Source organism: Prevotellamassilia timonensis, from assembly GCF_900106785.1.
GTDB lineage: Bacteria > Bacteroidota > Bacteroidia > Bacteroidales > Bacteroidaceae > Alloprevotella > Alloprevotella timonensis.
Genome location: NZ_LT629844.1, coordinates 521450 through 541804 on the forward strand (window position 1 = coordinate 521450; position 20355 = coordinate 541804).

Genomic DNA, 20355 nt, shown 5'->3' on the forward strand with positions numbered 1-20355 from the left:
GAAATGGGCGCTGGTGGGGCTTTAAACGGCTTGTTTGAGTGGTGATTGAATGAGAGAGGGTGTGGTTGCGGCCATGCCTTTTATTTTGCTTGTTTTTTTGCTTTTTATAATTGTAAATTCTTCCAAATAGTTATTATTTGGTATATTTGCAAGCGAAAACGAATATTTTGAGAAACAGAAAGGAACAGTTATGACAAAGGTTATACACGTGCATTTGATACATGGGCGGAAGAACTACTACTTCGGCTCAATATCGGCGATTTATACGGTTTTGACAGAGGAGGAGGTGGGTATAAAGAAAAGCTCGCTGCTACACGCCGGACTGGCTGACGGAGGTGTTATACTCAATAAAAAGGCTATGATCCGGCAGGGAGAGCTGATAAGAGGACCCAGGACGGAAAAAGAGAAGGAATAAGGATGGCTTAAACGGCTAAAACGCTGATATAACGGCATTTGAACGGCTTGAACACTGATTTGAACAGTGGTCAAGCCGTTTTTGCGTTCTGACTGCTCCTGAGAGGGGCGAAAAATGGCGTTTTTCGGGTTTGGGGTGACACTTGGGGTGACGTTTGGTGTGACAAGGAAAAACGAAATGTTCTACTTGGTGTGACATTTGGAGTGACAGTTTTAACATTGAAAACGGGTGATTGACCCCCTATATAACTCCGAATAAATTGTGATTGATGTCATTTTCGGGCGTTTAGGGGATGGGGATAATCCCACGTTTTGACATGTTATAAACCTTTGCGGAATGTCGGGAACGCCCTGTTTATCGGGGTTTTGGCTGCTTTGCTACCCTATTATACCTATGTATGTGCGTGCGCGACACGGTTTGCGGTGTGGAGCGTGTGCGTGATGCGTGTGACGTGAGTATCAGACGAGGCGGACGAGTCCTACGATGATGCTCAGGCTGCGTATGTCGTCGCGTGGGAGGAGAAAAGGGTGATGAACACTGCTGTTTTCCGACACGCATAGAATGCTGTCGGCATGATCTACGCTTTCCTGCACGCGTTTGACGAGTACCCCCTGGCTCGTTTCGAGGACATAGACGGTACCCCATTGGAAGAAGCGGATGTCTGTGATTTTGCGACAAGCGAGGAGATCACCACTATAATAGAGCGGCACCATGGAGTCGCCAGACACCCGGATAAGGAAGTTTGCCCCTTTGTTCTCGAACTCCGGTATGACATAGCGCTCGCAGTCCTCCAGACGTACCCCACCGCCACTTTCGGCAGGAAAACCGGCGACTGCATCGAGCGGTATGAGTGGTATGCCCTCGCTGCTGCCATGGGGAACCTGGCGGGCTATCTCAACAGTGTGCTTAGAGGTCGGCGCATTATTATTTTCTGTTTCCTGAAGCATTGCTCCCTCACCAGTGAGCAGCCATGAGGGATCAACATATCTACACTTTGCGTATATGAGTTCAGCATCAAACGTATTACGAGCAATCCATGCACTTATTGTTTGGGCAGATACGCCCAAAAGCTTTGCAAATTGGGCTTTATTGCCTTTTGTATAATGCCTTATCAGCCCCTCTAACATCTTTGTTTTATCCATAATCTGTATATAAATCTACACTTTGTGGATAAAAATATCCCCAAAAGTTTTGTTGGTATCTACATTTTGTTTATCTTTGCAGCGTGTTTAAGAATAAACGCGCGGCCAAAGATAGTGAAAAAGGCCGAGAATTACAAATTTTAGCAATTAAAATAAGGAGTATGTTTATATTGAATTTATTACAAAATGGTCACGACTGGGAAAAAGTGAACCAAGTCGGAAAGAAAAACCGTAGGGGGATCTACGATGAATTTAGGTGTAAGCACTGTGGGCTTAGAGGCAAAAGTTATACGCTCGGTTTGTTGGAGATAGCTGAGCGCGACAGGAAGAAAGCGGCTATGTGTAAAGGGGCTCGAAAGTGTGCTAAAAGTTATGTGAAGGTGATTCGATGCGATGCTTGTGGTAAAGCTTTCGCGAATTTGACCCCTGGTAGTATTCACAAGGTTGTTCCATCCCCAAACGGTAAAGATAATAGCCGGGGTGAATGGGTCATGGGTGTAGGAGAACCAGTATTGTTGTTGTTCGGCGAATTTAGCTATACGGATGAGATAGCCGAGGGTAAGAAGATTGAAGGATAACAAATGGAAGCCCCAGAGGCTGCACTGGATAGTCAGCCGCCGCACTGGATAGTCGGCAGGGTCGGCCTCGGATGACGGCGGGAAAGACCGCAGGAGTGGCAGGTTTGCCATGCGCTGGATAGCCATGTGGGGTTCGACTCCCCTACACTCCACGAACAAAAGTAATAACGAACTAAAAACAGCGGACAATGAAAAGAGTGATAACAGTAACCCGCTCCCAGCGGGAATTTTTGGCAAAGGCCTTCGGCGTGACGAAGGAGATGGTGAGCTACGCATTGAACTTTCACCCGGTGAAGGGTCAGAGCGACCTGGCAAAGAAGATACGCTGCCTTGCCGTTCAGCGTGGCGGTTTTGAGCTTGTTACGGCTCCTGCGAGCGAGGTGGTGCATGACGCGGACAACATGATGCGCCAGCACTTCGAGAACGGCTGGATGTGGGAAGGCGACAAGAACACGGGCGTACTGGAGTTGAAGGACGAGAAAGGCGACGTGGTGGAACGCATCGAGCACGCCTGGTTTACAGACATCAAGACCGTGCAGGAGAAGGTGGAAGCCATGTGCTGCGCCACTATGTAAGGAGAGAACCGCAAGAAGGAAAACAAAGACAAAAGGAAATGGAGTACTACAACAAGATATTGTGCGTGACGTTTGCCGAGCTGACCGGTGGTGTTGAGCCGGTGATGAAGGCGAGCACCTTGCGTCAAAACGTATGCAGGAGCAACATTGCTTGTGCGAGGCGTGGCGGCGGCGAGGGGACTCAGGCACTGTATGTGTGGAGCAGTATTCCGGAGAAGTACAGACGGCGGTTTGTGGCGACATACGGCGACCCAGAAGAAAAGATGCGAGAGGCTATGACGAAGGCAAGCATAAAGATAGATGCGAAGGCGCGTGAGTATTACGAAGCCTACACCTATATGGACAAGGACGGGCAAGAGCGTCACCTGACGGAGAAGATGATAGAGGAATATACCATCAACGCCTCGGTGCTTGGCGAGCTGGAGAAGATGGTGGCAAGACGCCAGGCCATCCGCAGCAGTCTGAACGCTCCGATGTCGGGTGCGTGGGACTTGATACTTGACAGTTCGGAACGTATGCGCGAGAGCTACGGCCACACGCTCCCGGGCACATTGGCGCGACTGAAGACGCGACTGAAGGCTTGGAAGGCCGATGGCTACCAGAGCGTGGTGAGCGGCAAGCTGGGCAACTCTTCGGCACTGAAGATAACCGGTGACTTTCTGAAACTGATTGTGGCTTTGAAGCGTAGCAAGGTTCCTGTGTACACCGACGCGCAGCTGTTTGAGAAGGCAAACGAGATAGCCGAGGAAAGAGGCTGGAAGCCGATAAGAAGCCTAAGCGGTATGAAGAAATGGCTGAACAGCCCGTCGGTTGAGCCTTTATGGTATGACGCCGTATATGGCGAGCAGGCAGCCCGTCAGCGTTACGGCAGAAAGCACAAGACGGCACTTCCGACCCGCAGGGACACGCTATGGTATGGTGACGGCACGAAGCTGAACCTTTACTATAGGGACGAACAGGGCAAGGTGCGGACGACCCAGGTGTATGAAGTGATCGACGCAATGAGCGAGGTGCTTCTGGGCTACTGCATCAGCGACACAGAGGACTATGAGGCTCAATATCACGCCTACCGCATGGCAATCCAGAAGAGCGGACACAAGCCTTATGAGATTGTTTATGACAACCAGGGCGGCCACAAGAAGCTGGACTCGGACGGCTTTATCGGGAAGATCTGCCGCGTACACAGACCGACACAGCCCTACAACGGCGAGTCGAAGACGATAGAGAGCGTGTTCGGACGGTTTCAGGCTCAGGTGCTGCACAAGGACTGGCGCTTCACGGGTCAGAACGTGACGGCGAAGAAGGCGTCGAGCAGGCCGAACGTGGAGTTTATCGAAGCCAACAAGGACAGTCTGTACACTCTGGAAGAGCTGAAAGATGCTTATGCCGCAGCCCGTAAGGAATGGAACGAGGGTGTGCACCCTGCGACGGGCGAGCGCAGGATAGACATGTATGAGAAGAGCGTGAACGAGGAGACCCAGGAAGTGACGCTGCACGACATGGTGGACATGTTCTGGGTGTTTACGAAACGCATGGCGACGTTCACGGACCAGGGTCTGCAGGTGACGATCAAAGGCGAGAAGCGCCAGTACGAAGTGTGCTCTTCGCCTGGCGTACCCGACCACGAGTGGCGAAGGAAGCACACCTACGAGCGTTTCATCGTGGCTTACGACCCTTACGACTTTGCAAGCATCAGACTCTATACAAAAGGCACAGACGGCTCGCTGCGCTTTGAGCGGACGGCAGAACCCTACATACTGATACACCGCGCCCTGCAAGACCAGCAGGGGACGGACGATGCGAAGTTCATCCGCCAGGAGCAGGAAGCCAACCTTCAGGACCGCATAGAGCGGACGGTGGCCGGCCGGACGATAGCCGCCGAGCATGGCACGGACGCGGAGCAGCAGGGTCTGCACAGTCCGAAGCTGAAGGGCACGACGGCAGCCGTGCAGCGGCAGATAGACCACCGCATGGAGCGTTACTCGCAGCCTCCTGAGCAGTACCAGCTGGGAAGACACACGAAATCGCTGAGCCTTGACGACTGGCTGGACGTGATGGAGGGCGGTGATGATGGCGACACGCCAAGAATACCGCTTCCGATGGAGAAGAAGATTGCATCAAAACTGTAGAATCAATAAAAACAAACGATATGAACGAGAAACAGAAAGAACAGATACGCGAGGCCCTGCGCCTCTATGTGATGAAATATCCGAGCCAAAACAAGGCAGCAGCCAGTCTGGACGGTACGAGTGCGGGCACGGTAAGCTCGGTGCTGAGCGGCAAGTGGGAGAACATCAGCGACGACATGTGGAGAAAGATAGCCTCGCAGGTGGGAACCGCCACCCCTGGTGCCTGGCAGATGGTGGAGACCACGGCAGCAAAGGAGATGGCCTATGCGATGACTGACGCCCAGGAATGGAAGAACGTGACCTGGGTGGTGGGCGAAGCCGGATGCGGCAAGACCACGGCAGCGCGGCTTTACGAGCGTGAGCACAGCGGTGCCTACTACGTTCTGTGCTCGGAAGACATGAAGCGCAGCGACTTTATCCGCGACATTGCGAAGAAGATAGGCTTGAGGACTGACGGCATGACGATAAGAGACATGCTTGACGCGATCATCGGCGCGCTGATACAGACGGAGAACCCGGTGCTGCTGTTCGATGAAGCTGACAAGCTGACGGAAAGGGTGTTCCACTACTTCATAGACCTGTATAACAGGCTTGAGGACAAATGCGGCATCGTGTTCTTCTCGACCTCTTATATCAAGCGCAGGATGAAGATGGGACTGCGTTATGACAAGAAAGGCTATAACGAGATACACTCCAGGATAGGACGCAAGTTCTTCGAGCTGGAGCAGACAAGTCCGAACGACGTTTATGCGATCTGCGTGGCTAACGGACTGACCGACCGCAAGAAGATAGCTGAGGTGGTGAAGGACGCCGAGCAGTATGACTTCGACCTGCGGAGGGTGAAGAAAGGTGTACACAGAGTGAAGCAGATGGACGCTTGAACGGTGTTCAAATAACATTCAAACGATATGAAAAGAGCGATAAGCGTGAGCGAGCTGCTTGCGATGAAGAAGCAGACCTACAAGCTGAGCGACGAGTGGCGCGAGGCTTTCGGCGAGCCTGAGCGGAACGGAGTGTGGTTCGTGTGGGGTCGAAGCGGAAGCGGCAAGACGAGTTTCGTGCTGAAGCTGTGCAAGGAGCTATGCCGATTCGGGCGAGTGGCTTATGACAGTCTGGAGGAAGGTTCGAGCCTGACGATGAAGAACGCCTTTATACGAGCCGGGATGCAGGACGTGGCGCGCCGAATGGTGCTGCTGGATGCCGAGAGCATGGAGGACCTTGACAAGCGGCTGTCGAAAAGGAAAAGCCCCGACACGGTGGTGATAGACTCCTACCAGTATACGGGCATGAGCTTTGAGGACTATCTGGCCTTCAAGTCCCGGCATCCGAACAAACTACTCGTCATCATCAGCCAAGCCGAGGGCACACGCCCGAAGGGGCGTACAGCGGTGAGCGTGATGTTTGATGCCTCGCTGAAGATATGGGTGGAGGGATATAGAGCCATATCGAAGGGGCGATATTTCGGGGACAAGGGCTACTACACCATCTGGGCGGAGCGAGCTGAAGAATATTGGGCTAAGGATTAGCCCGATTTTCGGCGGCACTCGGCAAAACCAAACGAGTTTGGCTTTGCACTCGCTTGCACGAAAATTGGACCAATAACGACAAGAAGCAATGAGTAAGGACATGAACGACTACCGGCAGGGTGACACGATATACATCCTGCTGAAGAAAAGCCAGGCGGAGAGCGTGATGGACGAATGGCTGGAGGGTAACTGGCAATGTGACCTGACGGCACACCGCAGCCAGAAGAACAAAGGGTGTGTGGTGCTGGAAACTACCGACCTGATGTTTGCGGCACGGATTATCCAGTGGCACACTTATGAGAGAGTAACATATAAACGCGAGAAACAATGAGCAGTAAGCATCGAATGATATGGCTGACGCCACCAGTTTACGGCAGCAAGGAAGAACGTATCGAGAGCCGAGGATATACTTGCGAATACTGTCATGGTCAGGGCGGTTTTTTAGGCGACCGGAGCAGCCCGAACGACAGCGAATGGAAAATCTGCCCCGTGTGTGAGGGCAGCGGCAAGATGGACGCCGAAGTGACTATAAAGTGGAAACCCAACAAACGAGAAAATGACAAACAAAGAACCCATAAATATTGACACAATGAAAGTTTTAGACGAGTTGAAAGCGTGGCTGAACGCAGAGCGCAAGGCCCGCAACGAGAAAAAGGCTGCGAAGAAAGCAGCAGCCTTGGTTAGAGAGAGCGAAGCGATAGTTCAGGCTCGCGAGTTTAGCGGTGAGGTGTATGTGTGTTTCAACAACGTGCCTATACTGCCAGCCGACGGGCTGACCTGGGACGTGCCGACGACACTTGCCGTGGCGAGAGAGGCGTGGCTGAAATGGAAAGAAAAGGAGGCGGAGCATGAACCACGTCGATAACTACGGGAAGTTCTACAAGCTGCTGAAGCTGCTTCCCGGCGCAGACAAGGAGACCTTGGTGCGGCAGTTTACCAACGAGAGAACAGAGCACCTGCGGCAGATGACCCAGACAGAGTATGAGCTGATGTGCAAGGAAATGGAACGTGTGGCGGGCTACGACGAACGTCGTGCCGCTCTGCTGAAGGCGAAGCGCAAGGCGCGTAGTGGCGTGCTACACCAGATGCAGCTGTGGGGTGTGAACACGGCAGACTGGAAAGCCGTGGACCGCTTCTGCGAGGACAAACGGATAGCGGGCAAGGCTTTCCGCTTCCTAAACAGCGAGGAACTGGCAACCCTGAACACTAAACTACGTGCCATGAACCGCAAGAAGAAAGAAAACGAGTAATGAACCCATAAAAAGAAAAGACAATGGAAACAAAGAACGAGACAGTGGACCCCTTGAAGGGTATGACAAAGGAGCAGCGTGCCGAGCTGTTAGCACGGCTGCAGACCGAGGCCAAGAACGACCGCATGGCGAAGCGCGAGAGCTACGAGGCACTGCGTGGGCAGTTTATGCATGACGTGCTGGGCAGAGTGGAGAACTTGGAGAGTGAGGTTTCGGGCTTCAAGAAATGGCTTGACGACGAGGTGACGGCTTTCACGAAACTCATGCGCGAGTATGGCGCTGTGAAGAACGAGAGCCAGCAGAGCTACACGATCACTGACGGGGACTTCAAGCTTGAGGTGAAGTTTAACAAGGTGAAGGGTTTTGACGAGCGTGCAGACCTTGCGGCCGAGCGTCTTGTGGACTACCTGAAGCGCTACATGGAGGCGAGCGAGAAGGGTGTGGAGGACCCGATGTACCAGATGGCGATGACGCTTCTGGAACGCAACAAGACGGGCGACCTGGACTACAAGAGCATCTCGAAGCTTTATGAGCTGGAGGACCGCTTTGACGAGGAGTATGCAGAAATCATGCGTCTGTTCAAGGAAGCCAATGTGGTTCAGACCACGGCGACGAACTACTACTTCTCTAAGCGCAATCCGGAGAACGGCGTGTGGAGCCGCATAGAGCCGAGCTTCTGCAGGTTGTGATGATGTGCTGGGCCTTTTTGAGCCTTTCTGAGCCTTTGGAGGGCGCAAGATGAATAAAGCCACCTAAATATGAGCGATTTAGGTGGCTTTTTGCTTGCGGTTTAAGGGGAAAAGTTTATTTTTGCAGACTATGAAAAAAGGAAGGAATAAAGAGCTGATAAAGCTGAGGGACGAGGCTCTGTACCGCCGTTACTATTACTGGACGGAGGTGCAGCGCCTACGTTTTGATGATGCCCTGAAGCTTCTTTCAGAACGTGAGTTCTTTATTTCGGAAGAGCGCATCATGAGCATCATCAGACGTAAGTGCAGGGAGGGCGGTATGGTAAACGTGAAGCCACTGCCGAAGGTGAAGGTCCCTCGGCTTACCGCGAGCCAGCTGGAGCTATTCCCGACGCTGTGAGAGAAGAGCAGACTCGTCGTGGATGGTGAACGAAAAGATGTACTCATAGACCTTTATGCCACCGGGCATAGAATAGAAACGCGACTTGGTGCGTATCATCGGCGACATATATCCGAATGGGCGGAAACACTGCAATGCGGTGTAGAGGCTGTTTGCCATTTGCAAACGCTCTGCCACCTTTGACTCGGTTCCCGATCCGTAGTGCGTGTCGTCATAGCAATCGACGGCGAGACGTACAGAGAACTGCACCTGCCCCTTCTGGGCTCCCATGCCGACATTGGTCCAATCGGCTTCGAGATTGCCGATGAGGACGCACGGAAAGGTGACCGGGTAGGCATCTTCCTCAATGCCTGCCTCCAACTGACCACAGTCTTCGTCAACGAGTGAGAGACCGGTCATTTTGTTAGTGATGAGTTCGATAATGAGTTTGAACAATTCTTCCATAATGATTTTATTTTTCAGAGTTTAATATCTTGATAATTTCCTGTTTAGTGCGTTCGTGTATCATGTCCTGCAGCTCGCGGCTATCTCCGAGGAACTGTCGCTGTGGGATATGTACGGAGAGTTTCTTCTTTTTTGTGAGAGCGAGGGCACGCCACTTCTGTGCGCGTGGATTTGCAGCAGCCTCGTCGGTACGTTTCTTTTTGCTTTTCTTGGAGGCGTTGCGCTTGATGCCCGCCTCGCGATAGAACATGGCCCATGCGAAGCGTCGCATCTTAGGCGTGACAGAGGGGTGGAGTGTTCCTCCCCAGTTGTGTATGGGAGCATATAGCAGGTCGTTTGCCACCTTGACGCGATAGTCTGACGGCGTGTATTTTATGGACGCGAACAGATGGTTGCGTGAGGAAAGTAGCGGTCCATAGCGCGATGCTGCCGTCTTGCCTCCTGCGAGCTGCCTCCCGGTAGTTTGCCAATGGTGGACCCCACCATTGACAAAGGCACTGATGCGGAAACTGTTCTGGAAGAAGTCCTTTGCCATACGCCCTGCAATGACGGGGAGGCGCCTTCGCATAAGATGGTCGATTTGCTTACTATGCGATTTTAGTTGTTTTGAGAAATCCTTTAATTCCATACCATTGGGAATAAGACGTAAAACATGAGTGCTGCGATGATGCCGCCGAGAACGGTGCAGAGCCAGTCTGTCCAGTCCCAGAGGTTGCCATTTAGGCGGTCTTTGAGTTCGAGGCACGATGCAGCGACGGCTGCGGCATATATGGCAGCATAGAAAGAACCGGCAAGTGTGGCGACGATGAAGCCACCGATGAGATGCTTGTATCGGTTAGACGCTGCGAAAAAAGAGAAAAATTTGTTCATAACGCTTGTTTATTAAATTATTATTATTAACTTTGCGACAGCTTCGATGAGAAGTTAGCATGTGCTACGGCACGTTGCATCGCGGGGAGGTCTGCAAAGGCTTCCCCGTAGTTATTTTTAGTTGTAGTAGAATTTACGGTCTTTATAGAACAATCTGACATTGCCTTTTTCGTAAATCCAAACCTCGTTGACTTCCTGTCCTGGCAAATGTATTCTTGCCATGACCGCTTTTCGTATGAAGCGGTCGGAGCATCCCTTTGTATTATTGATAACAACACGTGAGGACTGCTGTAGTCCATGGGATAGCATGTGTCCGACTTTCTTTTTGTTCCACGGCTTGACAAAGCCCTCATACTCGTAGAATACGCCATCGACAGAGAAGTCGGGGCATTTGTTTTCGTATTTTGTACCAATGAGCGAACCATAAATTTGTTTGTATTCCTCGGACTTGCAGTGTAATCGCGGAGTCATACGAACCTCGTGTCCCATTTTTGCGAGCTGTAGGCAGATGCGCTTCATGTCCTTGTAGTCGGCTTTGTCCTTGTCGATGTCGGGATGCACATATAGTTTGCCCCCATTTTTGAAATTATGCTCCAACTTAAAACCGTCCGATGACATACGACTTATGCAGGCGTTGATGTACGGGCAGTTATAGCAGTCCTTTGCCCTATTGGTAAAGACGCTGCGCAGTGTGTCCTTGAATCCCGGCTTGTAGAAACTACATGAGGCGCATGATTTTGGGAAGTAGGGATGCGACTGTGCGAACACAGCCCCGTCAGTTCCTGGATTGGAATCGAGTCCGGGCTGCGGATTGCTTGCCTTGTCGGAAGAAGGCGTAGCGGTGCATGGTTCGTCGGTGGATGTAAGCGAGCACTTGCAGTTCCATCGGTCGCCCGGTCGGTGTTCGTTCCAGAACGGGTCGTTGATGGGTCGGACCGTGTTCCAAAAGAGCTGATGGTCGGCGCCCGGATTGGGCGATGTGGATGGCATCCATTTGAGGTTGGGCAGTACGTCTGCCTCCCGTAGGAACTGCTGCCAGTCGGCTGCCTGGTGTGCCCGAATAACCGCCGTGTCGTATTCGGTGCGCAGCCATGCCCCACACTGATGCGAGGCGATGGGCAGAACATCGTTTGCCCACTGATTGAGCGGCTTTAAATCGCCGTTTGAATCGGTGAGAAGTCTTGCCATATCAGATTGCATACGGTGGACCTTGAAGGCAGAGAAGACCTCGTTGGAATGGCGGAGCGCCTGACGGAAGTCGTCATCCAGGTCGGGCACATCGGCTGCAGCCATGCCCTGGGTTGTAGCCTCATTGAATCTGCGCAGGATGGCACGGAACAGTTCGGGCGAAAGGTCGGCGTGAGACTGAGTCTTGCCCCGACGGTAGATGTCGTGGAGAACCTGCGCGATGAAATCGTCTGAGAACTCCATGGACGCAGCCACATCATCGGCCTTGGCCTGGTAGAGATTGTTGACTACCACTCTAAATCCGCCCCGCCCTGCTGCGGGGCTTTTGCGAAAAAAGAGCGCAGCCAGTTTTTGAAAGACCTTTTTTGTTTTGGCGACGGTTGGGAGTTGTTTTTGTCGTCGCTGTTTTCGGGTTCGTCATCATCATCGGCAGGGAACTGCTGCTTGGCAATGGAGGCAAGCGCCTCCTTTTTTTGTTGCTGTTCGGCTTTCAGTTTGTCGTAATCGGCAGGTTTTTCGACACCGAACTCCTCATAGAGATAGTCGTCGGAGACAGGCAGCTGAAAGTTGGCGCGCAGCTGCGTGAGTATGTTCATCTTTGTGGAAGGGTCGATGTCCTTCTGCTCGGGGAAACAGAACTCTCCGCCAAAGGTATTGATGCCCATGCGCTGGAATATGTCCGTCATGTCATAATTGAGCACATCGAGGATGTATCGTCTGTCGGCCTGCGCCACTCGGTCCTCCACCTTCTTATGTACCGTGCCGAGCGCCTGCGTTCCGTTTTCTGAGGACTCGGTGGTGAGCGTGTTTCCGAGTATGAGCTTTGAAATCTCGTTGTTGCAGCGCTCGCAGAGTCTCTCATAGACATCTGCCGACCCCGTCTTGTTGCCCGCCTCAACGAGGTTTAGCGTGGTGTCCTTGCCATGCACGAAAACTGCGAGCGAGCCGGCATTGTATGCATCGTCGATGGCTCGCTGTCGTGAGTCTTCGTCATCGGTCTCGTAAGTGTACTCCTGAATGGGCATGCCAAAGACCTCGGAGAACTGTGACCAGTCGCCCGTGGTGTTGCGCTTGTATATGACCCATGGTGCAGCCTTGGCGAGGAGTCCGAGGTCAGATGGCGATCCGATGAAAAGCAGGTCGGGGTATTCGTCCCATGAGGTGCCGGTGATGTCGGTCTGGTGTCGCAGTATGAGTCGGCGCACAGGGTCGGCGTGCTTTCTTGGGATGAGGTCGTAATCGACCCATTCGCCCTGGCGATAGAACTGGCAGAGGGAAAAGCCCCACATCTTTGCATCTATAATGTCGGTGACGAGTCGTGAGAACCATGGTGACTTTATCTGCTCGTTGACAGAGTCGTCAGGCTTTCCGTCTCTCCAGAACTCGATATCGGAACAGAGCACGGCATTGCGTCGCTTCTCGATGACGCAGGAGAGGTGTGTGTCCATGAGTATGTCAGAGTAAAGGTCGTAGAGTTTGTATCGTCGCGAGAAATCGACATCCTCTGCCGCCCGGACAGCCGAAGTGAAGTCGGCGATGTCGATGCCGAAGCGCTTTGGCTGCGTGAGCACAATGACATTGGGGCGCTGCTGTCCCTGCTGCGGAATGTTTCCGCCAATGGTGATTTTGCCCTTTGGGGCTTTGCTATACTTTCGTTTTGTCATAATCAGAATTTTTAATTGTCAGTTACCAGTGATTGACCCGTTTGGGGTTGCTTTTCAAGCGGAATGGCGCATGTGCAGCACGCACCTCCTCGGGCAGTAGCGGTGCCCCCTGGATGGAGATGTCCTCTGCGGCGACCGCCTTCATCCACTCGACTGCCCGGTCGTAGCGGTCCTTGCGCAACTGTGAGAGTTTCTGCGGGTTGTGAATACAGAAGATGTGGTATACGGCGATGTCTATGACCATCATGAGTACGAGCTGGAGTCGATCGGCCCCAGTGGCCGCGAAGATACGGTCGCAGTCGTATCGTTTGGAGAGATAGCACCTCATTTCGGCGATGGCCCGATCCTCACAAATCTCGATGACCGATTCGTCGGCTCTGGTGAGCGCATCGAGAATCTCTCGGTGAATGGAGGCATCGTAGTCGGAAAGTTGTACGAATTGGCTCATATATACATTGTTTAGAATTTATAATCTTCGTTTGTTGCGTGTGCGTATGTCGGCACGCGAGCGTGTGACCGGTGGTTCGGCCCTGTGCTGAATCTCGTCGATGATGCGATTGCCGCCCTCTACGGCATCAGGACCGTCGGCCGGATAGCGTAGGGAGAGGGTGAAGAGCGTGAACTGGTCGAGGAGTTCCTTCATGTGGGGATTGTCGCGTTCCGCCTCGTTGAGTATGAGATTACCGGCACGGTTCATCGGTTCCAGATTGGCCTCGATGCGTGTTGCCTTGTCGGTTTTCTTCTCCTCGTCTCCTCGTATGTAGAGCTGTACGCCCTGCTCGCGTCGCACCTTGGCGACGAGCGGCTTAAATACCTGCTGAAAGAACGGGTCCTGAAGTTTGTTGTTCTCCATGTAGCAATAGACAGGAGCACGCCCTCCGACAAATGCGAGCAGCTGCACATACCAGTCGATGAACTCGGCATTGAGCGCCTGAGCCAAAAACGTCTTTATGACGTACAGCTTGCCTGAGAGCTTGCCGAGGAGTGAGACCGTCTTGAACGACTTGCCTTTTTTGCCCTTGCCTTCGCCCGGAGCGGGGTCGCCGTAAGCCACGAGGAACTTGAACTTGGAGAGCGGCGGCACCTTTCCGAACGCCATCTCGGAGAATATCTCGCCCTCTGAGATGGGGTTGTTGAAGTACTCGCCCTGCGCTGACTTCTTGGAAATCTTGGCGAGAACACGGTCGATGTGCTCCTCAGAGTTTTTCTCGGGCCATGTGGAGTGTCCGTCCTTGTCGCGGATATTAACGATGTCCCAATGGTCGGCCATTGCTCCTGCGCGTACGACACAGCAGTCCTTGGCGATGATGTTGCCGCAGAAGAGCACCAGTGTAGGCTCAGAGACGGAGCGCGTTGGGTAAAGCGCCTTCTCCCACCAGTCCCATCGTTTCTGTATGATGTCGGGATTGAGCGTGTCCTGGTCGGTATCGAAGTCATCGACAATCAACACATCCGGGCGTACGGCATCCTTTCGGGAGCCACGTGGTGACTGTCCTGCACCGAGTGCCCGGAAAGCCACGCCCTGCTTGGTGATGAACTCGTCCTCCGTCCATGAGCCGAGCGACTGCTGCTTTCCGTAGTAGGCGATGATGCGCCCGTTGGCTTCGAGGTTGGCCCGGAACGGGTCGAGCAGTCGGACGGCATTGTCGAATGAATTGGATGTGAGTATGACATTTCGTTTAAGCCCTGTGAGTGTGAGGTACATGATGCAGAACATGGCACAAGTGGACTTGGCGAGCTCTCGGCTCCATGAGATTACCTCGAACCACTCGGGATTGGAGAGAATGCGTCGTATGGCCCTTTTCTGAAAAGGTGCGAACTCATACTGTGCGAAGTTCGGGAAAAAGAATTTTATCCATTCGAGCGGGCGTGCTTCAAGCCATGCACGGTGCTTCTGTATTTCGGCCTGTGACATGGATCGATCTACTGGCGTTGCGCGCGCGATGTTGTCCTTGAACTTTTCCCAGTTTTGTAGTGCTATACGGTCAGTCTGTTTCATACGCTGTTAGAGTTTGTCCTTGATGTAAGCGTCGAAAAGCGAGGTTAGCTCCTTTGCCTTGTCGAGGTCGGATGGTCGCATCCACTCGATGACATCAGTGAGCACAGCGATGCGGTCGGCGATGCCCACCTCTTGCTCCATGTTTCGTATTGCTGATGTGAGCTTCACGATAGTGTCAGCCTGCTTAGCATCAGGGTATCGTTGTCCCTCTGGTTTGAGCTGTATTGCGTTGTTGACTTCGGCTACCTGACGATAGAGGCTTTGTACCTGCTCACGTCGTGTTAGCGTGAGTCCGACCTTCTGTTCCTCCCATTTGCCGCCGCGGCACCAGTTTGAGACTGTGACGCGTGACACTCCCACACGGTCGGCAATCTCCTGCTGTGTGAGGTTTTCTCGGAGATAAAGCGTGCGAGCCCACTCTTTTTTCTGTGTATTGGTTAAATCTGCCATTGAAAAATCTGTTTATAATGTGAATAAATGCAGTGCAAAATTACCGTGAAAAGGAGTGAATCCGAGCGAGTGAAAAGCATGATGACAAGTTGCGGCGTTATGATGCCGGCATAACGTTTCATGATAAAACAGGGGGTATGGAATGAGGTTGGAAAGCCATTAACTTTGCAACCGCAACATGGGCAAACTGCCCGACAAAGAAGGAGACAATGAGCAAATATTTCAATATCAAGAAAGCGGCGAGCGTGAGCACCATCTACATGTATGGCGACATCGGCTACGAGGTGGCGAGCGGGCAGATAGCCGCCGAGCTGGCAGCCTGCGCCGAGGAGAGTGAGCGTATAGACATCCGCATCAACTCGAACGGCGGCGACGTGTTCAGCGGTATAGCCATCTACAACGCCATCCGCCAGAGCAATGCAGACATACGTCTTTACGTGGACGGTGTGGCGGCGAGCATGGCGAGCGTGATAGCGCTGTGCGGCAAGCCAGTGGAGATGAGCCGGTATGCGCGTCTGATGCTTCACAGCGTGAGCGGTGGCTGCTACGGCAACAAGCAAGAGATGGCGAAGTGCATCGCGGAGATAGAGAGCCTGGAGGACAGTCTGGGCGAGATGTACGCCCAACGCATGGGCATGAGCAAAGAAGAAGTGAAAGCCCAATACTTTGACGGGACAGACCACTGGCTGACGGCGCAGGAGGCCCTGCAGATGGGTCTGATAGACGGCATTTATGATGCGGACCCCGTGGCTGAGGACAGCACTCCAGAGGAGATATACACAACATTCAACAACCGGCTCAGGAACGAGCCACAAAAAGCGAACGATATGACATTAGAAGAACTGAAGAAACAGGCGCAGTTTAAGGACTGCAAGAGTGATGAAGAAGTGGTGGCGAGGGCTCAGCACTATGCGACCCTTGCCGGCAAGGCACAGACCTTGGAGGACGAGAACAAAGAGCTGAAGACGAAGCTGAAGGGCTTTGAGGACAAAGCCGAGGCAGACGCAGAGGCTGAGCGCAAGGAACTGTTGGACGCAGCTGAGCAGGACGGCCGCATCAATGCTGAAAGCCGCCCGACCTTCGAGAACATTCTGAAGGGAAACATGGCCGAGGGCAAGAAGGTGCTTTCCGCACTGACCCCGAAGCGCAAGGTGATGAACGACCTTCATGTGCAGCCCGGCGTGAGCGACGGCCCATGGGAGCAGCGCCAGAAGCAAATCAGGGAAGCGCGCATGAAGCGCCAGTTCCAGTAAAGGACGAGAGACAGAAGAACCATAAAAAGGAAAACAAATGGCAATAGTAGTAAAGAACACGAACTACAACGGCGAGGTGCTGGAGCGCATCCTGACCGTTGCGACCACGGGCAACGAGCTTGTGGACAAGGGACTCATCATGGTGATTCCCGGTGTGGAAAAGAAAATCAGCGTGCCACGCCTAAAGGCGGGCAAGATGCTGCAGAAGCGCAAGGAAGACCCTCAGAAGAGCGATGCCCAGGGCGACTTCAATTACAGCGAGCAGACCTTGGAGCCCCACGACTTCATGGCGTTCACGGTGTTTAACCCACGAGCTTTTGAGCAGATATGGAGAAAGTGGCAGCCTAAGGGCAACCTGGTGTTTGCGGAACTTCCTCCCGAGGCCCAGAACGCTCTTCTGGAGGCGCTGTCGAAGCAGGTGCAGTTTGAGCTTGGCAACCTGTTTGTGAACGGCGAGTATGTGAGCGGCGGCACCGACGACCAGCTGATGGACGGCATATTGACGCAAGCAGCCAAGGCAAGCGACGTAATTGTGGTGAACCCTGAGGGCCCCACCTCGATGATAGACCGCTTGTATGCTGTGCGCAACGCCATCCCCAAGGCGATGCGCGAGAACCCGAACCTGCGCATTCTGATGAGCGTTGACGACTTTGACCAGTACGACAAGGAACTGACAGAGCGCGAGCACAAGAACTCTAACGAGAGCGAGGTGAACAGCAAGCGCTTCAAGGGCATCGCCATCGAGACTGTGGCCGCCTGGCCTGACTCGCTCATCATGGCGACGCTGTGCTCGCCCGATGCGGACGGCAACTTCTTCGCTGCGGTGAACCTTCAGGACGACGAGAACGTGATCCAGATAGACAAGCTGAGCAACCCATCGGAGCTGTACTTCTTCAAGCTGCTGATGAAGGCCGACACGAACGTTGGCTTCGGCGAGGAGATTGTGGTGATGGACTGGAGAAAGACCAAGAAGTTCAATTACGTGCCCGAGGGATAGAAACTGGGAACGGCGGAGTGCGTGGAACCGCCTCCGCCCAGGTAACAAATACAACTAAAATAAAAAAAAGATTATGGCAGAGAAAAAGACAGTGAGTGTGAATGTCGTGGCAAAGTTTCGCGACAAGGAAGACCTGAGCGTGGTGCACGAGGCAGGTGAGGTGCTTGAATTTGAGCTGGATCGTGCCCATGACGTTGTGGAACGCGGTTTAGCAGAGTATGCTGACCCCATCGGCTAGGCTATGGCAAGGATGAAATATCTGGTGCTGCACTGCACAGCCACGCCAGAAGGTCGTGAGGTAAGCTCTAAAGAGATACGCCACTGGCACACTGACCCGGTGAAGAAGGGTGGCAGGGGCTGGAAGCAGGTGGGGTACACCGATTTGTTCCATCTGGACGGAACAGTGGAGCGTCTGGTGAAGAACAACGAGGATGCGGAGGTGGACCCCTGGGAGGTGACGAACGGTGCTGCGGGCTATAACTCGGTGAGCCGCCATGTGGTGTATGCCGGCGGTCTGGCAAAGGACGGCAAGACGGCCAAGGACACGCGCACGGCGGCACAGCTGAAGGCTATGACTGACTACGTGAGGAACTTTCATGAAAGGTTCCCACAGATCAAGATTGTGGGTCACCGTGACCTGCCAGGCGTGACTAAAGCCTGCCCGAGTTTTGACGTGAAGGCATGGTTAGAGAGCATCGGCATCAGGCAGTAAGGAGAGTGTGAAAACAGAGTAAATAACGAATAAAGAGAAAACAAGGATGGCGGACACAGTAATCATGCAAATCCTGCAGTGGGCTATACCCTCGGGCGGCATAGGTGCCGCCATCGCTTGGGTTGCGAACCGCAAGGTGAAGGAGGCCGAGACGGCGAAGAGCGTGCATGACACCTACAAGGTGATGTACGAAGACGTATCGACGCTGCTTGTTGAAACTCAGAAGAAATATGAAGAGACGACAAAGATCACTGAGAAACTGGTGGCAGAAAACAACCTCACGCGGCGTGCTGTCAACCGTCTGTCGCGTGCCATTGAGGCTATTCAGCTATGTCCTCACAGGGCTGCTTGTCCTGTCAGCAGCGAGCTGCAGCTCGACGAGACAGACGGTGAGGTCGGAAAACAAAGTGTCGGCAAGCGCAGTGCGAAAGGACAGCGCAAGCGCCGCAACGAGCGTGATGAAGGCGTGGTGGACGGCACCGGTGAAGGCGGACACGGCATTGCTGGAGATAGCGCTTGACTCCGGTCTGTGGCGACTGCCTGAAGGAGCGAGCTATGCTGCGAGCTCTGGCCGTGCGCACGTGAAGGCGAGTGTGAAGCAGAACACGGGCGGCAAGCCTCCTACCCTGGTGATAGAGAGCGGCTGCGACAGTTTGGCGCGTCTGTGTGCGTATTATGAGGCGGAGAACGAGCGCCTGAGCGTGAAGAACGCTCATCTTCAGGACAGTGCTCAAACGGCGGTTGAAGAACGTTCGAAAGAGCGAGGGCTGTGGTGGGTGGACTGGTGTGTATTTATTGCAGGCGGAATAGTCTGCACGGTAATAACAATTTTAACAATGAAGATTTATGAACGATTTTATGTACGGCCTGGCGGTCGTTAAGGTAGGCGAAAAAAAGCTTGGCTACATCGAGGAAAACAGCTTCAAGCTGAACGGTGCGAAGGGCGAGGTGACGAAGATCAACGCTGCCCAGAAGCATGGCGGCCCTGTGCTTGTGATTCCGAAGTCGAACGGCACGATAGCCCCGAGCTTTGACTTGATCCAGATGGACTACGAGAACATGGCAGCTCTGATGGGCGGTGTGGTGAAGAAGACGGCGGAGAAAGCGACGGGCTGGGAAGCTCCATCGGACCTGGTGCAGATAACGAGTCCACTAACGATACAGACGGACTCGTCGCACGAGATAAACATCCGGAAGGCTTTCATCTCGGCATACATTGACGGCGACCTGAACTTGGACAGTGTGTCGAAGGTGAAGGTTGAGGTTGAGGTGATGATTCCGGACGACGGTAGCAAGCCTTACAGCATTGATGATGTGGCTGGATAGATAAACACCGAGAGCGATGAAGGACAGCCATATTGAGAAGGAGGCAGCGGAGGCACTTTTGGACGTGGGTGTCTCCGTTCCTTTTAAGGAGTTGAAGCTGCCGTGGCGCAAGGAGGCGATACGTCTGCGTTTCAGGATGGGCCGTCCGCGTCTTGGCGGTCAGATACGTATAGCTCGTCTGTTTGCGGGCCTGAACGTGACTCACGCGGAGCTGGAGGCGATGACAGAGGCTGAGCGTCTGGCTTGGCTTGGGGAGCACGGGGGCACTGTGAGCCGGATTGTTGCTCTGACGATATGCAGGGGGAAGTGGAGCGGGCTGCTGCTGTCGGGCGTGGTGGCATGGTTGCTACGCTGGTGGGTGGATGACGTTTGGCTTGAGGCTGCTTTCCGACGTTGGACGCTTCTGCTGGGCACGCGGGGTTTCGAGAGTATTATCGCATTGTCGGCGGCGACGAATCCGCTGAAGCCGACGATAGCGAGCCATTAAAGGAAGGGGAGTTAAGAACTAAGTATGAGGGTTCACATAGCCTCTTCGGTATGCTTTGGCAGGTGGCTCAGGCGACAGGCTGGAGCGTGGACTATATGCTGTGGGGTGTGAACTGGGAGACTCTGGTGCTGATGCTTGCCGATGCTCCGCGTTATGTGAAGGTGAAGGGCAAGGAAGATTCTGGGCCGTCGCGTAAAGTGAAAGGGAAGCGTACCGCTCAGGAGATCCTGGAGTGTTTTCAAACAAGACTGAAGAAATGAC

General features: G+C 53.4%; 28 protein-coding genes and 1 pseudogene. 20 read left to right on the forward strand and 9 right to left on the reverse strand.

Annotated features, from left to right (window positions below):
• Positions 1 to 190 precede the first annotated feature (190 nt).
• Entirely contained in the window at positions 191 to 415 is a 225-nt protein-coding gene (locus tag BQ5453_RS07705) for a hypothetical protein (RefSeq protein ID WP_071122734.1), read from the forward strand.
• 458 nt (positions 416 to 873) lie between these two features.
• Here the strand turns inward: BQ5453_RS07705 and BQ5453_RS07710 are convergent, their stop codons facing one another.
• The gene (locus tag BQ5453_RS07710) at positions 874 to 1557 is read right to left on the reverse strand and encodes a LexA family transcriptional regulator (RefSeq protein ID WP_071122735.1); all 684 of its coding nucleotides are present in this window, start codon (positions 1555 to 1557) and stop codon (positions 874 to 876) included.
• 83 nt (positions 1558 to 1640) lie between these two features.
• Between BQ5453_RS07710 and BQ5453_RS07715 the strand changes: the two genes are divergently transcribed.
• The 11 genes from BQ5453_RS07715 (at position 1641) to BQ5453_RS07765 (ending at position 8704) form a co-directional block, all read left to right on the forward strand.
• Positions 1641 to 2135: a hypothetical protein gene (locus BQ5453_RS07715; protein WP_071122736.1), complete on the forward strand. Its 495-nt coding sequence runs from the start codon at positions 1641 to 1643 to the stop codon at positions 2133 to 2135.
• A gap of 188 nt (positions 2136 to 2323) precedes the next feature.
• Positions 2324 to 2710 (forward strand): hypothetical protein, encoded by a 387-nt coding sequence (locus tag BQ5453_RS07720; protein WP_071122737.1) that lies wholly within the window; start codon positions 2324 to 2326, stop codon positions 2708 to 2710.
• 38 nt (positions 2711 to 2748) lie between these two features.
• Positions 2749 to 4839, forward strand: a complete 2091-nt coding sequence (locus BQ5453_RS07725) for a DDE-type integrase/transposase/recombinase (protein ID WP_071122738.1) — start codon at positions 2749 to 2751, stop codon at positions 4837 to 4839.
• A gap of 20 nt (positions 4840 to 4859) precedes the next feature.
• Positions 4860 to 5720, forward strand: a complete 861-nt coding sequence (locus BQ5453_RS07730; protein WP_071122739.1) for an AAA family ATPase — start codon at positions 4860 to 4862, stop codon at positions 5718 to 5720.
• Positions 5721 to 5747: 27 nt separating this feature from the next.
• Positions 5748 to 6365, forward strand: a complete 618-nt coding sequence (locus BQ5453_RS07735) for an ATP-binding protein (protein WP_071122740.1) — start codon at positions 5748 to 5750, stop codon at positions 6363 to 6365.
• Positions 6366 to 6453: 88 nt separating this feature from the next.
• Complete coding sequence (locus BQ5453_RS07740; protein WP_071122741.1) at positions 6454 to 6696, forward strand: hypothetical protein; 243 nt, start codon at positions 6454 to 6456, stop codon at positions 6694 to 6696.
• The gene (locus BQ5453_RS07745) at positions 6693 to 6950 is read left to right on the forward strand and encodes a hypothetical protein (RefSeq protein ID WP_071122742.1); all 258 of its coding nucleotides are present in this window, start codon (positions 6693 to 6695) and stop codon (positions 6948 to 6950) included. Before BQ5453_RS07740 ends, BQ5453_RS07745 begins: the two co-directional genes overlap by 4 nt.
• Positions 6951 to 6954: 4 nt before the next feature.
• Positions 6955 to 7230, forward strand: a complete 276-nt coding sequence (locus BQ5453_RS07750; RefSeq protein WP_071122743.1) for a hypothetical protein — start codon at positions 6955 to 6957, stop codon at positions 7228 to 7230.
• On the forward strand, positions 7214 to 7615 hold the full coding sequence (locus BQ5453_RS07755) for a hypothetical protein (protein ID WP_071122744.1): 402 nt from the start codon (positions 7214 to 7216) through the stop codon (positions 7613 to 7615). Before BQ5453_RS07750 ends, BQ5453_RS07755 begins: the two co-directional genes overlap by 17 nt.
• A 23-nt stretch (positions 7616 to 7638) precedes the next feature.
• The gene (locus tag BQ5453_RS07760) at positions 7639 to 8304 is read left to right on the forward strand and encodes a DUF3164 family protein (RefSeq protein WP_071122745.1); all 666 of its coding nucleotides are present in this window, start codon (positions 7639 to 7641) and stop codon (positions 8302 to 8304) included.
• Positions 8305 to 8434: 130 nt separating this feature from the next.
• Complete coding sequence (locus BQ5453_RS07765; RefSeq protein WP_071122746.1) at positions 8435 to 8704, forward strand: transposase; 270 nt, start codon at positions 8435 to 8437, stop codon at positions 8702 to 8704.
• Here the strand turns inward: BQ5453_RS07765 and BQ5453_RS07770 are convergent.
• From BQ5453_RS07770 to BQ5453_RS07805, 8 genes are all read right to left on the reverse strand, one after another.
• Positions 8687 to 9148 (reverse strand): hypothetical protein, encoded by a 462-nt coding sequence (locus BQ5453_RS07770; RefSeq protein ID WP_071122747.1) that lies wholly within the window; start codon positions 9146 to 9148, stop codon positions 8687 to 8689. The genes BQ5453_RS07765 and BQ5453_RS07770 overlap by 18 nt on opposite strands.
• Before the next feature lie 7 nt (positions 9149 to 9155).
• Positions 9156 to 9776, reverse strand: coding sequence for a phage virion morphogenesis family protein (locus tag BQ5453_RS07775; RefSeq protein ID WP_071122748.1), 621 nt, complete (start codon positions 9774 to 9776; stop codon positions 9156 to 9158).
• Complete coding sequence (locus BQ5453_RS07780) at positions 9767 to 10018, reverse strand: hypothetical protein (protein WP_071122749.1); 252 nt, start codon at positions 10016 to 10018, stop codon at positions 9767 to 9769. The genes BQ5453_RS07775 and BQ5453_RS07780 overlap by 10 nt, the downstream gene beginning before the upstream one ends.
• A gap of 117 nt (positions 10019 to 10135) precedes the next feature.
• Positions 10136 to 11500: a hypothetical protein gene (locus BQ5453_RS07785; RefSeq protein ID WP_394365347.1), complete on the reverse strand. Its 1365-nt coding sequence runs from the start codon at positions 11498 to 11500 to the stop codon at positions 10136 to 10138.
• Positions 11494 to 12870: a phage portal protein family protein gene (locus BQ5453_RS07790; RefSeq protein WP_071122750.1), complete on the reverse strand. Its 1377-nt coding sequence runs from the start codon at positions 12868 to 12870 to the stop codon at positions 11494 to 11496. Before BQ5453_RS07790 ends, BQ5453_RS07785 begins: the two co-directional genes overlap by 7 nt.
• A 22-nt stretch (positions 12871 to 12892) precedes the next feature.
• Positions 12893 to 13318, reverse strand: a complete 426-nt coding sequence (locus tag BQ5453_RS07795; RefSeq protein WP_071122751.1) for a phage protein Gp36 family protein — start codon at positions 13316 to 13318, stop codon at positions 12893 to 12895.
• A gap of 18 nt (positions 13319 to 13336) precedes the next feature.
• On the reverse strand, positions 13337 to 14869 hold the full coding sequence (locus BQ5453_RS07800; RefSeq protein WP_071122752.1) for a hypothetical protein: 1533 nt from the start codon (positions 14867 to 14869) through the stop codon (positions 13337 to 13339).
• Between the two features lie 6 nt (positions 14870 to 14875).
• Positions 14876 to 15319 carry a helix-turn-helix domain-containing protein gene (locus BQ5453_RS07805; RefSeq protein ID WP_071122753.1) on the reverse strand — a complete coding sequence of 148 codons (444 nt, stop codon included), beginning with the start codon at positions 15317 to 15319 and terminating at the stop codon, positions 14876 to 14878.
• A gap of 209 nt (positions 15320 to 15528) precedes the next feature.
• On the opposite strand from BQ5453_RS07805, the gene BQ5453_RS07810 reads away from it, so the two are divergent.
• The 8 genes and pseudogenes from BQ5453_RS07810 (at position 15529) to BQ5453_RS07840 (ending at position 20354) form a co-directional block, all read left to right on the forward strand.
• The gene (locus tag BQ5453_RS07810; RefSeq protein ID WP_071122754.1) at positions 15529 to 16572 is read left to right on the forward strand and encodes a head maturation protease, ClpP-related; all 1044 of its coding nucleotides are present in this window, start codon (positions 15529 to 15531) and stop codon (positions 16570 to 16572) included.
• Between the two features lie 37 nt (positions 16573 to 16609).
• A pseudogene (locus BQ5453_RS07815) lies at positions 16610 to 17557 on the forward strand (hypothetical protein); the annotation flags it as partial.
• An 85-nt stretch (positions 17558 to 17642) separates the two neighbouring features.
• Positions 17643 to 17807, forward strand: a complete 165-nt coding sequence (locus BQ5453_RS14475) for a hypothetical protein (RefSeq protein WP_202614966.1) — start codon at positions 17643 to 17645, stop codon at positions 17805 to 17807.
• Between the two features lie 3 nt (positions 17808 to 17810).
• Positions 17811 to 18281, forward strand: a complete 471-nt coding sequence (locus BQ5453_RS07820; RefSeq protein WP_071122756.1) for an N-acetylmuramoyl-L-alanine amidase — start codon at positions 17811 to 17813, stop codon at positions 18279 to 18281.
• Between the two features lie 46 nt (positions 18282 to 18327).
• A complete protein-coding gene (locus BQ5453_RS07825; protein WP_235860055.1) occupies positions 18328 to 18801 on the forward strand; it encodes a hypothetical protein in 474 nt (157 codons plus the stop codon).
• 326 nt (positions 18802 to 19127) lie between these two features.
• The gene (locus BQ5453_RS07830) at positions 19128 to 19607 is read left to right on the forward strand and encodes a hypothetical protein (RefSeq protein WP_071122757.1); all 480 of its coding nucleotides are present in this window, start codon (positions 19128 to 19130) and stop codon (positions 19605 to 19607) included.
• Positions 19608 to 19623: 16 nt separating this feature from the next.
• Entirely contained in the window at positions 19624 to 20094 is a 471-nt protein-coding gene (locus BQ5453_RS07835; protein WP_071122758.1) for a hypothetical protein, read from the forward strand.
• A gap of 50 nt (positions 20095 to 20144) precedes the next feature.
• The gene (locus BQ5453_RS07840; RefSeq protein ID WP_071122759.1) at positions 20145 to 20354 is read left to right on the forward strand and encodes a hypothetical protein; all 210 of its coding nucleotides are present in this window, start codon (positions 20145 to 20147) and stop codon (positions 20352 to 20354) included.
• Position 20355: the final 1 nt, after the last annotated feature.

What these genes read in the sequence shown, in the direction of transcription:
- BQ5453_RS07705 (WP_071122734.1), top strand. Translation starts at nt 191, where the DNA reads ATGACAAAGGTTATACACGTGCATTTGATACATGGGCGGAAGAACTAC.
- BQ5453_RS07710 (WP_071122735.1), bottom strand. Translation starts at nt 1,557, where the DNA reads ATGGATAAAACAAAGATGTTAGAGGGGCTGATAAGGCATTATACAAAA.
- BQ5453_RS07720 (WP_071122737.1), top strand. Translation starts at nt 2,324, where the DNA reads ATGAAAAGAGTGATAACAGTAACCCGCTCCCAGCGGGAATTTTTGGCA.
- BQ5453_RS07725 (WP_071122738.1), top strand. Translation starts at nt 2,749, where the DNA reads ATGGAGTACTACAACAAGATATTGTGCGTGACGTTTGCCGAGCTGACC.
- BQ5453_RS07730 (WP_071122739.1), top strand. Translation starts at nt 4,860, where the DNA reads ATGAACGAGAAACAGAAAGAACAGATACGCGAGGCCCTGCGCCTCTAT.
- BQ5453_RS07735 (WP_071122740.1), top strand. Translation starts at nt 5,748, where the DNA reads ATGAAAAGAGCGATAAGCGTGAGCGAGCTGCTTGCGATGAAGAAGCAG.
- BQ5453_RS07740 (WP_071122741.1), top strand. Translation starts at nt 6,454, where the DNA reads ATGAGTAAGGACATGAACGACTACCGGCAGGGTGACACGATATACATC.
- BQ5453_RS07745 (WP_071122742.1), top strand. Translation starts at nt 6,693, where the DNA reads ATGAGCAGTAAGCATCGAATGATATGGCTGACGCCACCAGTTTACGGC.
- BQ5453_RS07750 (WP_071122743.1), top strand. Translation starts at nt 6,955, where the DNA reads ATGAAAGTTTTAGACGAGTTGAAAGCGTGGCTGAACGCAGAGCGCAAG.
- BQ5453_RS07755 (WP_071122744.1), top strand. Translation starts at nt 7,214, where the DNA reads ATGAACCACGTCGATAACTACGGGAAGTTCTACAAGCTGCTGAAGCTG.
- BQ5453_RS07760 (WP_071122745.1), top strand. Translation starts at nt 7,639, where the DNA reads ATGGAAACAAAGAACGAGACAGTGGACCCCTTGAAGGGTATGACAAAG.
- BQ5453_RS07765 (WP_071122746.1), top strand. Translation starts at nt 8,435, where the DNA reads ATGAAAAAAGGAAGGAATAAAGAGCTGATAAAGCTGAGGGACGAGGCT.
- BQ5453_RS07770 (WP_071122747.1), bottom strand. Translation starts at nt 9,148, where the DNA reads ATGGAAGAATTGTTCAAACTCATTATCGAACTCATCACTAACAAAATG.
- BQ5453_RS07775 (WP_071122748.1), bottom strand. Translation starts at nt 9,776, where the DNA reads ATGGAATTAAAGGATTTCTCAAAACAACTAAAATCGCATAGTAAGCAA.
- BQ5453_RS07780 (WP_071122749.1), bottom strand. Translation starts at nt 10,018, where the DNA reads ATGAACAAATTTTTCTCTTTTTTCGCAGCGTCTAACCGATACAAGCAT.
- BQ5453_RS07790 (WP_071122750.1), bottom strand. Translation starts at nt 12,870, where the DNA reads ATGACAAAACGAAAGTATAGCAAAGCCCCAAAGGGCAAAATCACCATT.
- BQ5453_RS07795 (WP_071122751.1), bottom strand. Translation starts at nt 13,318, where the DNA reads ATGAGCCAATTCGTACAACTTTCCGACTACGATGCCTCCATTCACCGA.
- BQ5453_RS07800 (WP_071122752.1), bottom strand. Translation starts at nt 14,869, where the DNA reads ATGAAACAGACTGACCGTATAGCACTACAAAACTGGGAAAAGTTCAAG.
- BQ5453_RS07805 (WP_071122753.1), bottom strand. Translation starts at nt 15,319, where the DNA reads ATGGCAGATTTAACCAATACACAGAAAAAAGAGTGGGCTCGCACGCTT.
- BQ5453_RS07810 (WP_071122754.1), top strand. Translation starts at nt 15,529, where the DNA reads ATGAGCAAATATTTCAATATCAAGAAAGCGGCGAGCGTGAGCACCATC.
- BQ5453_RS14475 (WP_202614966.1), top strand. Translation starts at nt 17,643, where the DNA reads ATGGCAGAGAAAAAGACAGTGAGTGTGAATGTCGTGGCAAAGTTTCGC.
- BQ5453_RS07820 (WP_071122756.1), top strand. Translation starts at nt 17,811, where the DNA reads ATGGCAAGGATGAAATATCTGGTGCTGCACTGCACAGCCACGCCAGAA.
- BQ5453_RS07825 (WP_235860055.1), top strand. Translation starts at nt 18,328, where the DNA reads ATGGCGGACACAGTAATCATGCAAATCCTGCAGTGGGCTATACCCTCG.
- BQ5453_RS07830 (WP_071122757.1), top strand. Translation starts at nt 19,128, where the DNA reads ATGAACGATTTTATGTACGGCCTGGCGGTCGTTAAGGTAGGCGAAAAA.
- BQ5453_RS07835 (WP_071122758.1), top strand. Translation starts at nt 19,624, where the DNA reads ATGAAGGACAGCCATATTGAGAAGGAGGCAGCGGAGGCACTTTTGGAC.
- BQ5453_RS07840 (WP_071122759.1), top strand. Translation starts at nt 20,145, where the DNA reads ATGCTTTGGCAGGTGGCTCAGGCGACAGGCTGGAGCGTGGACTATATG.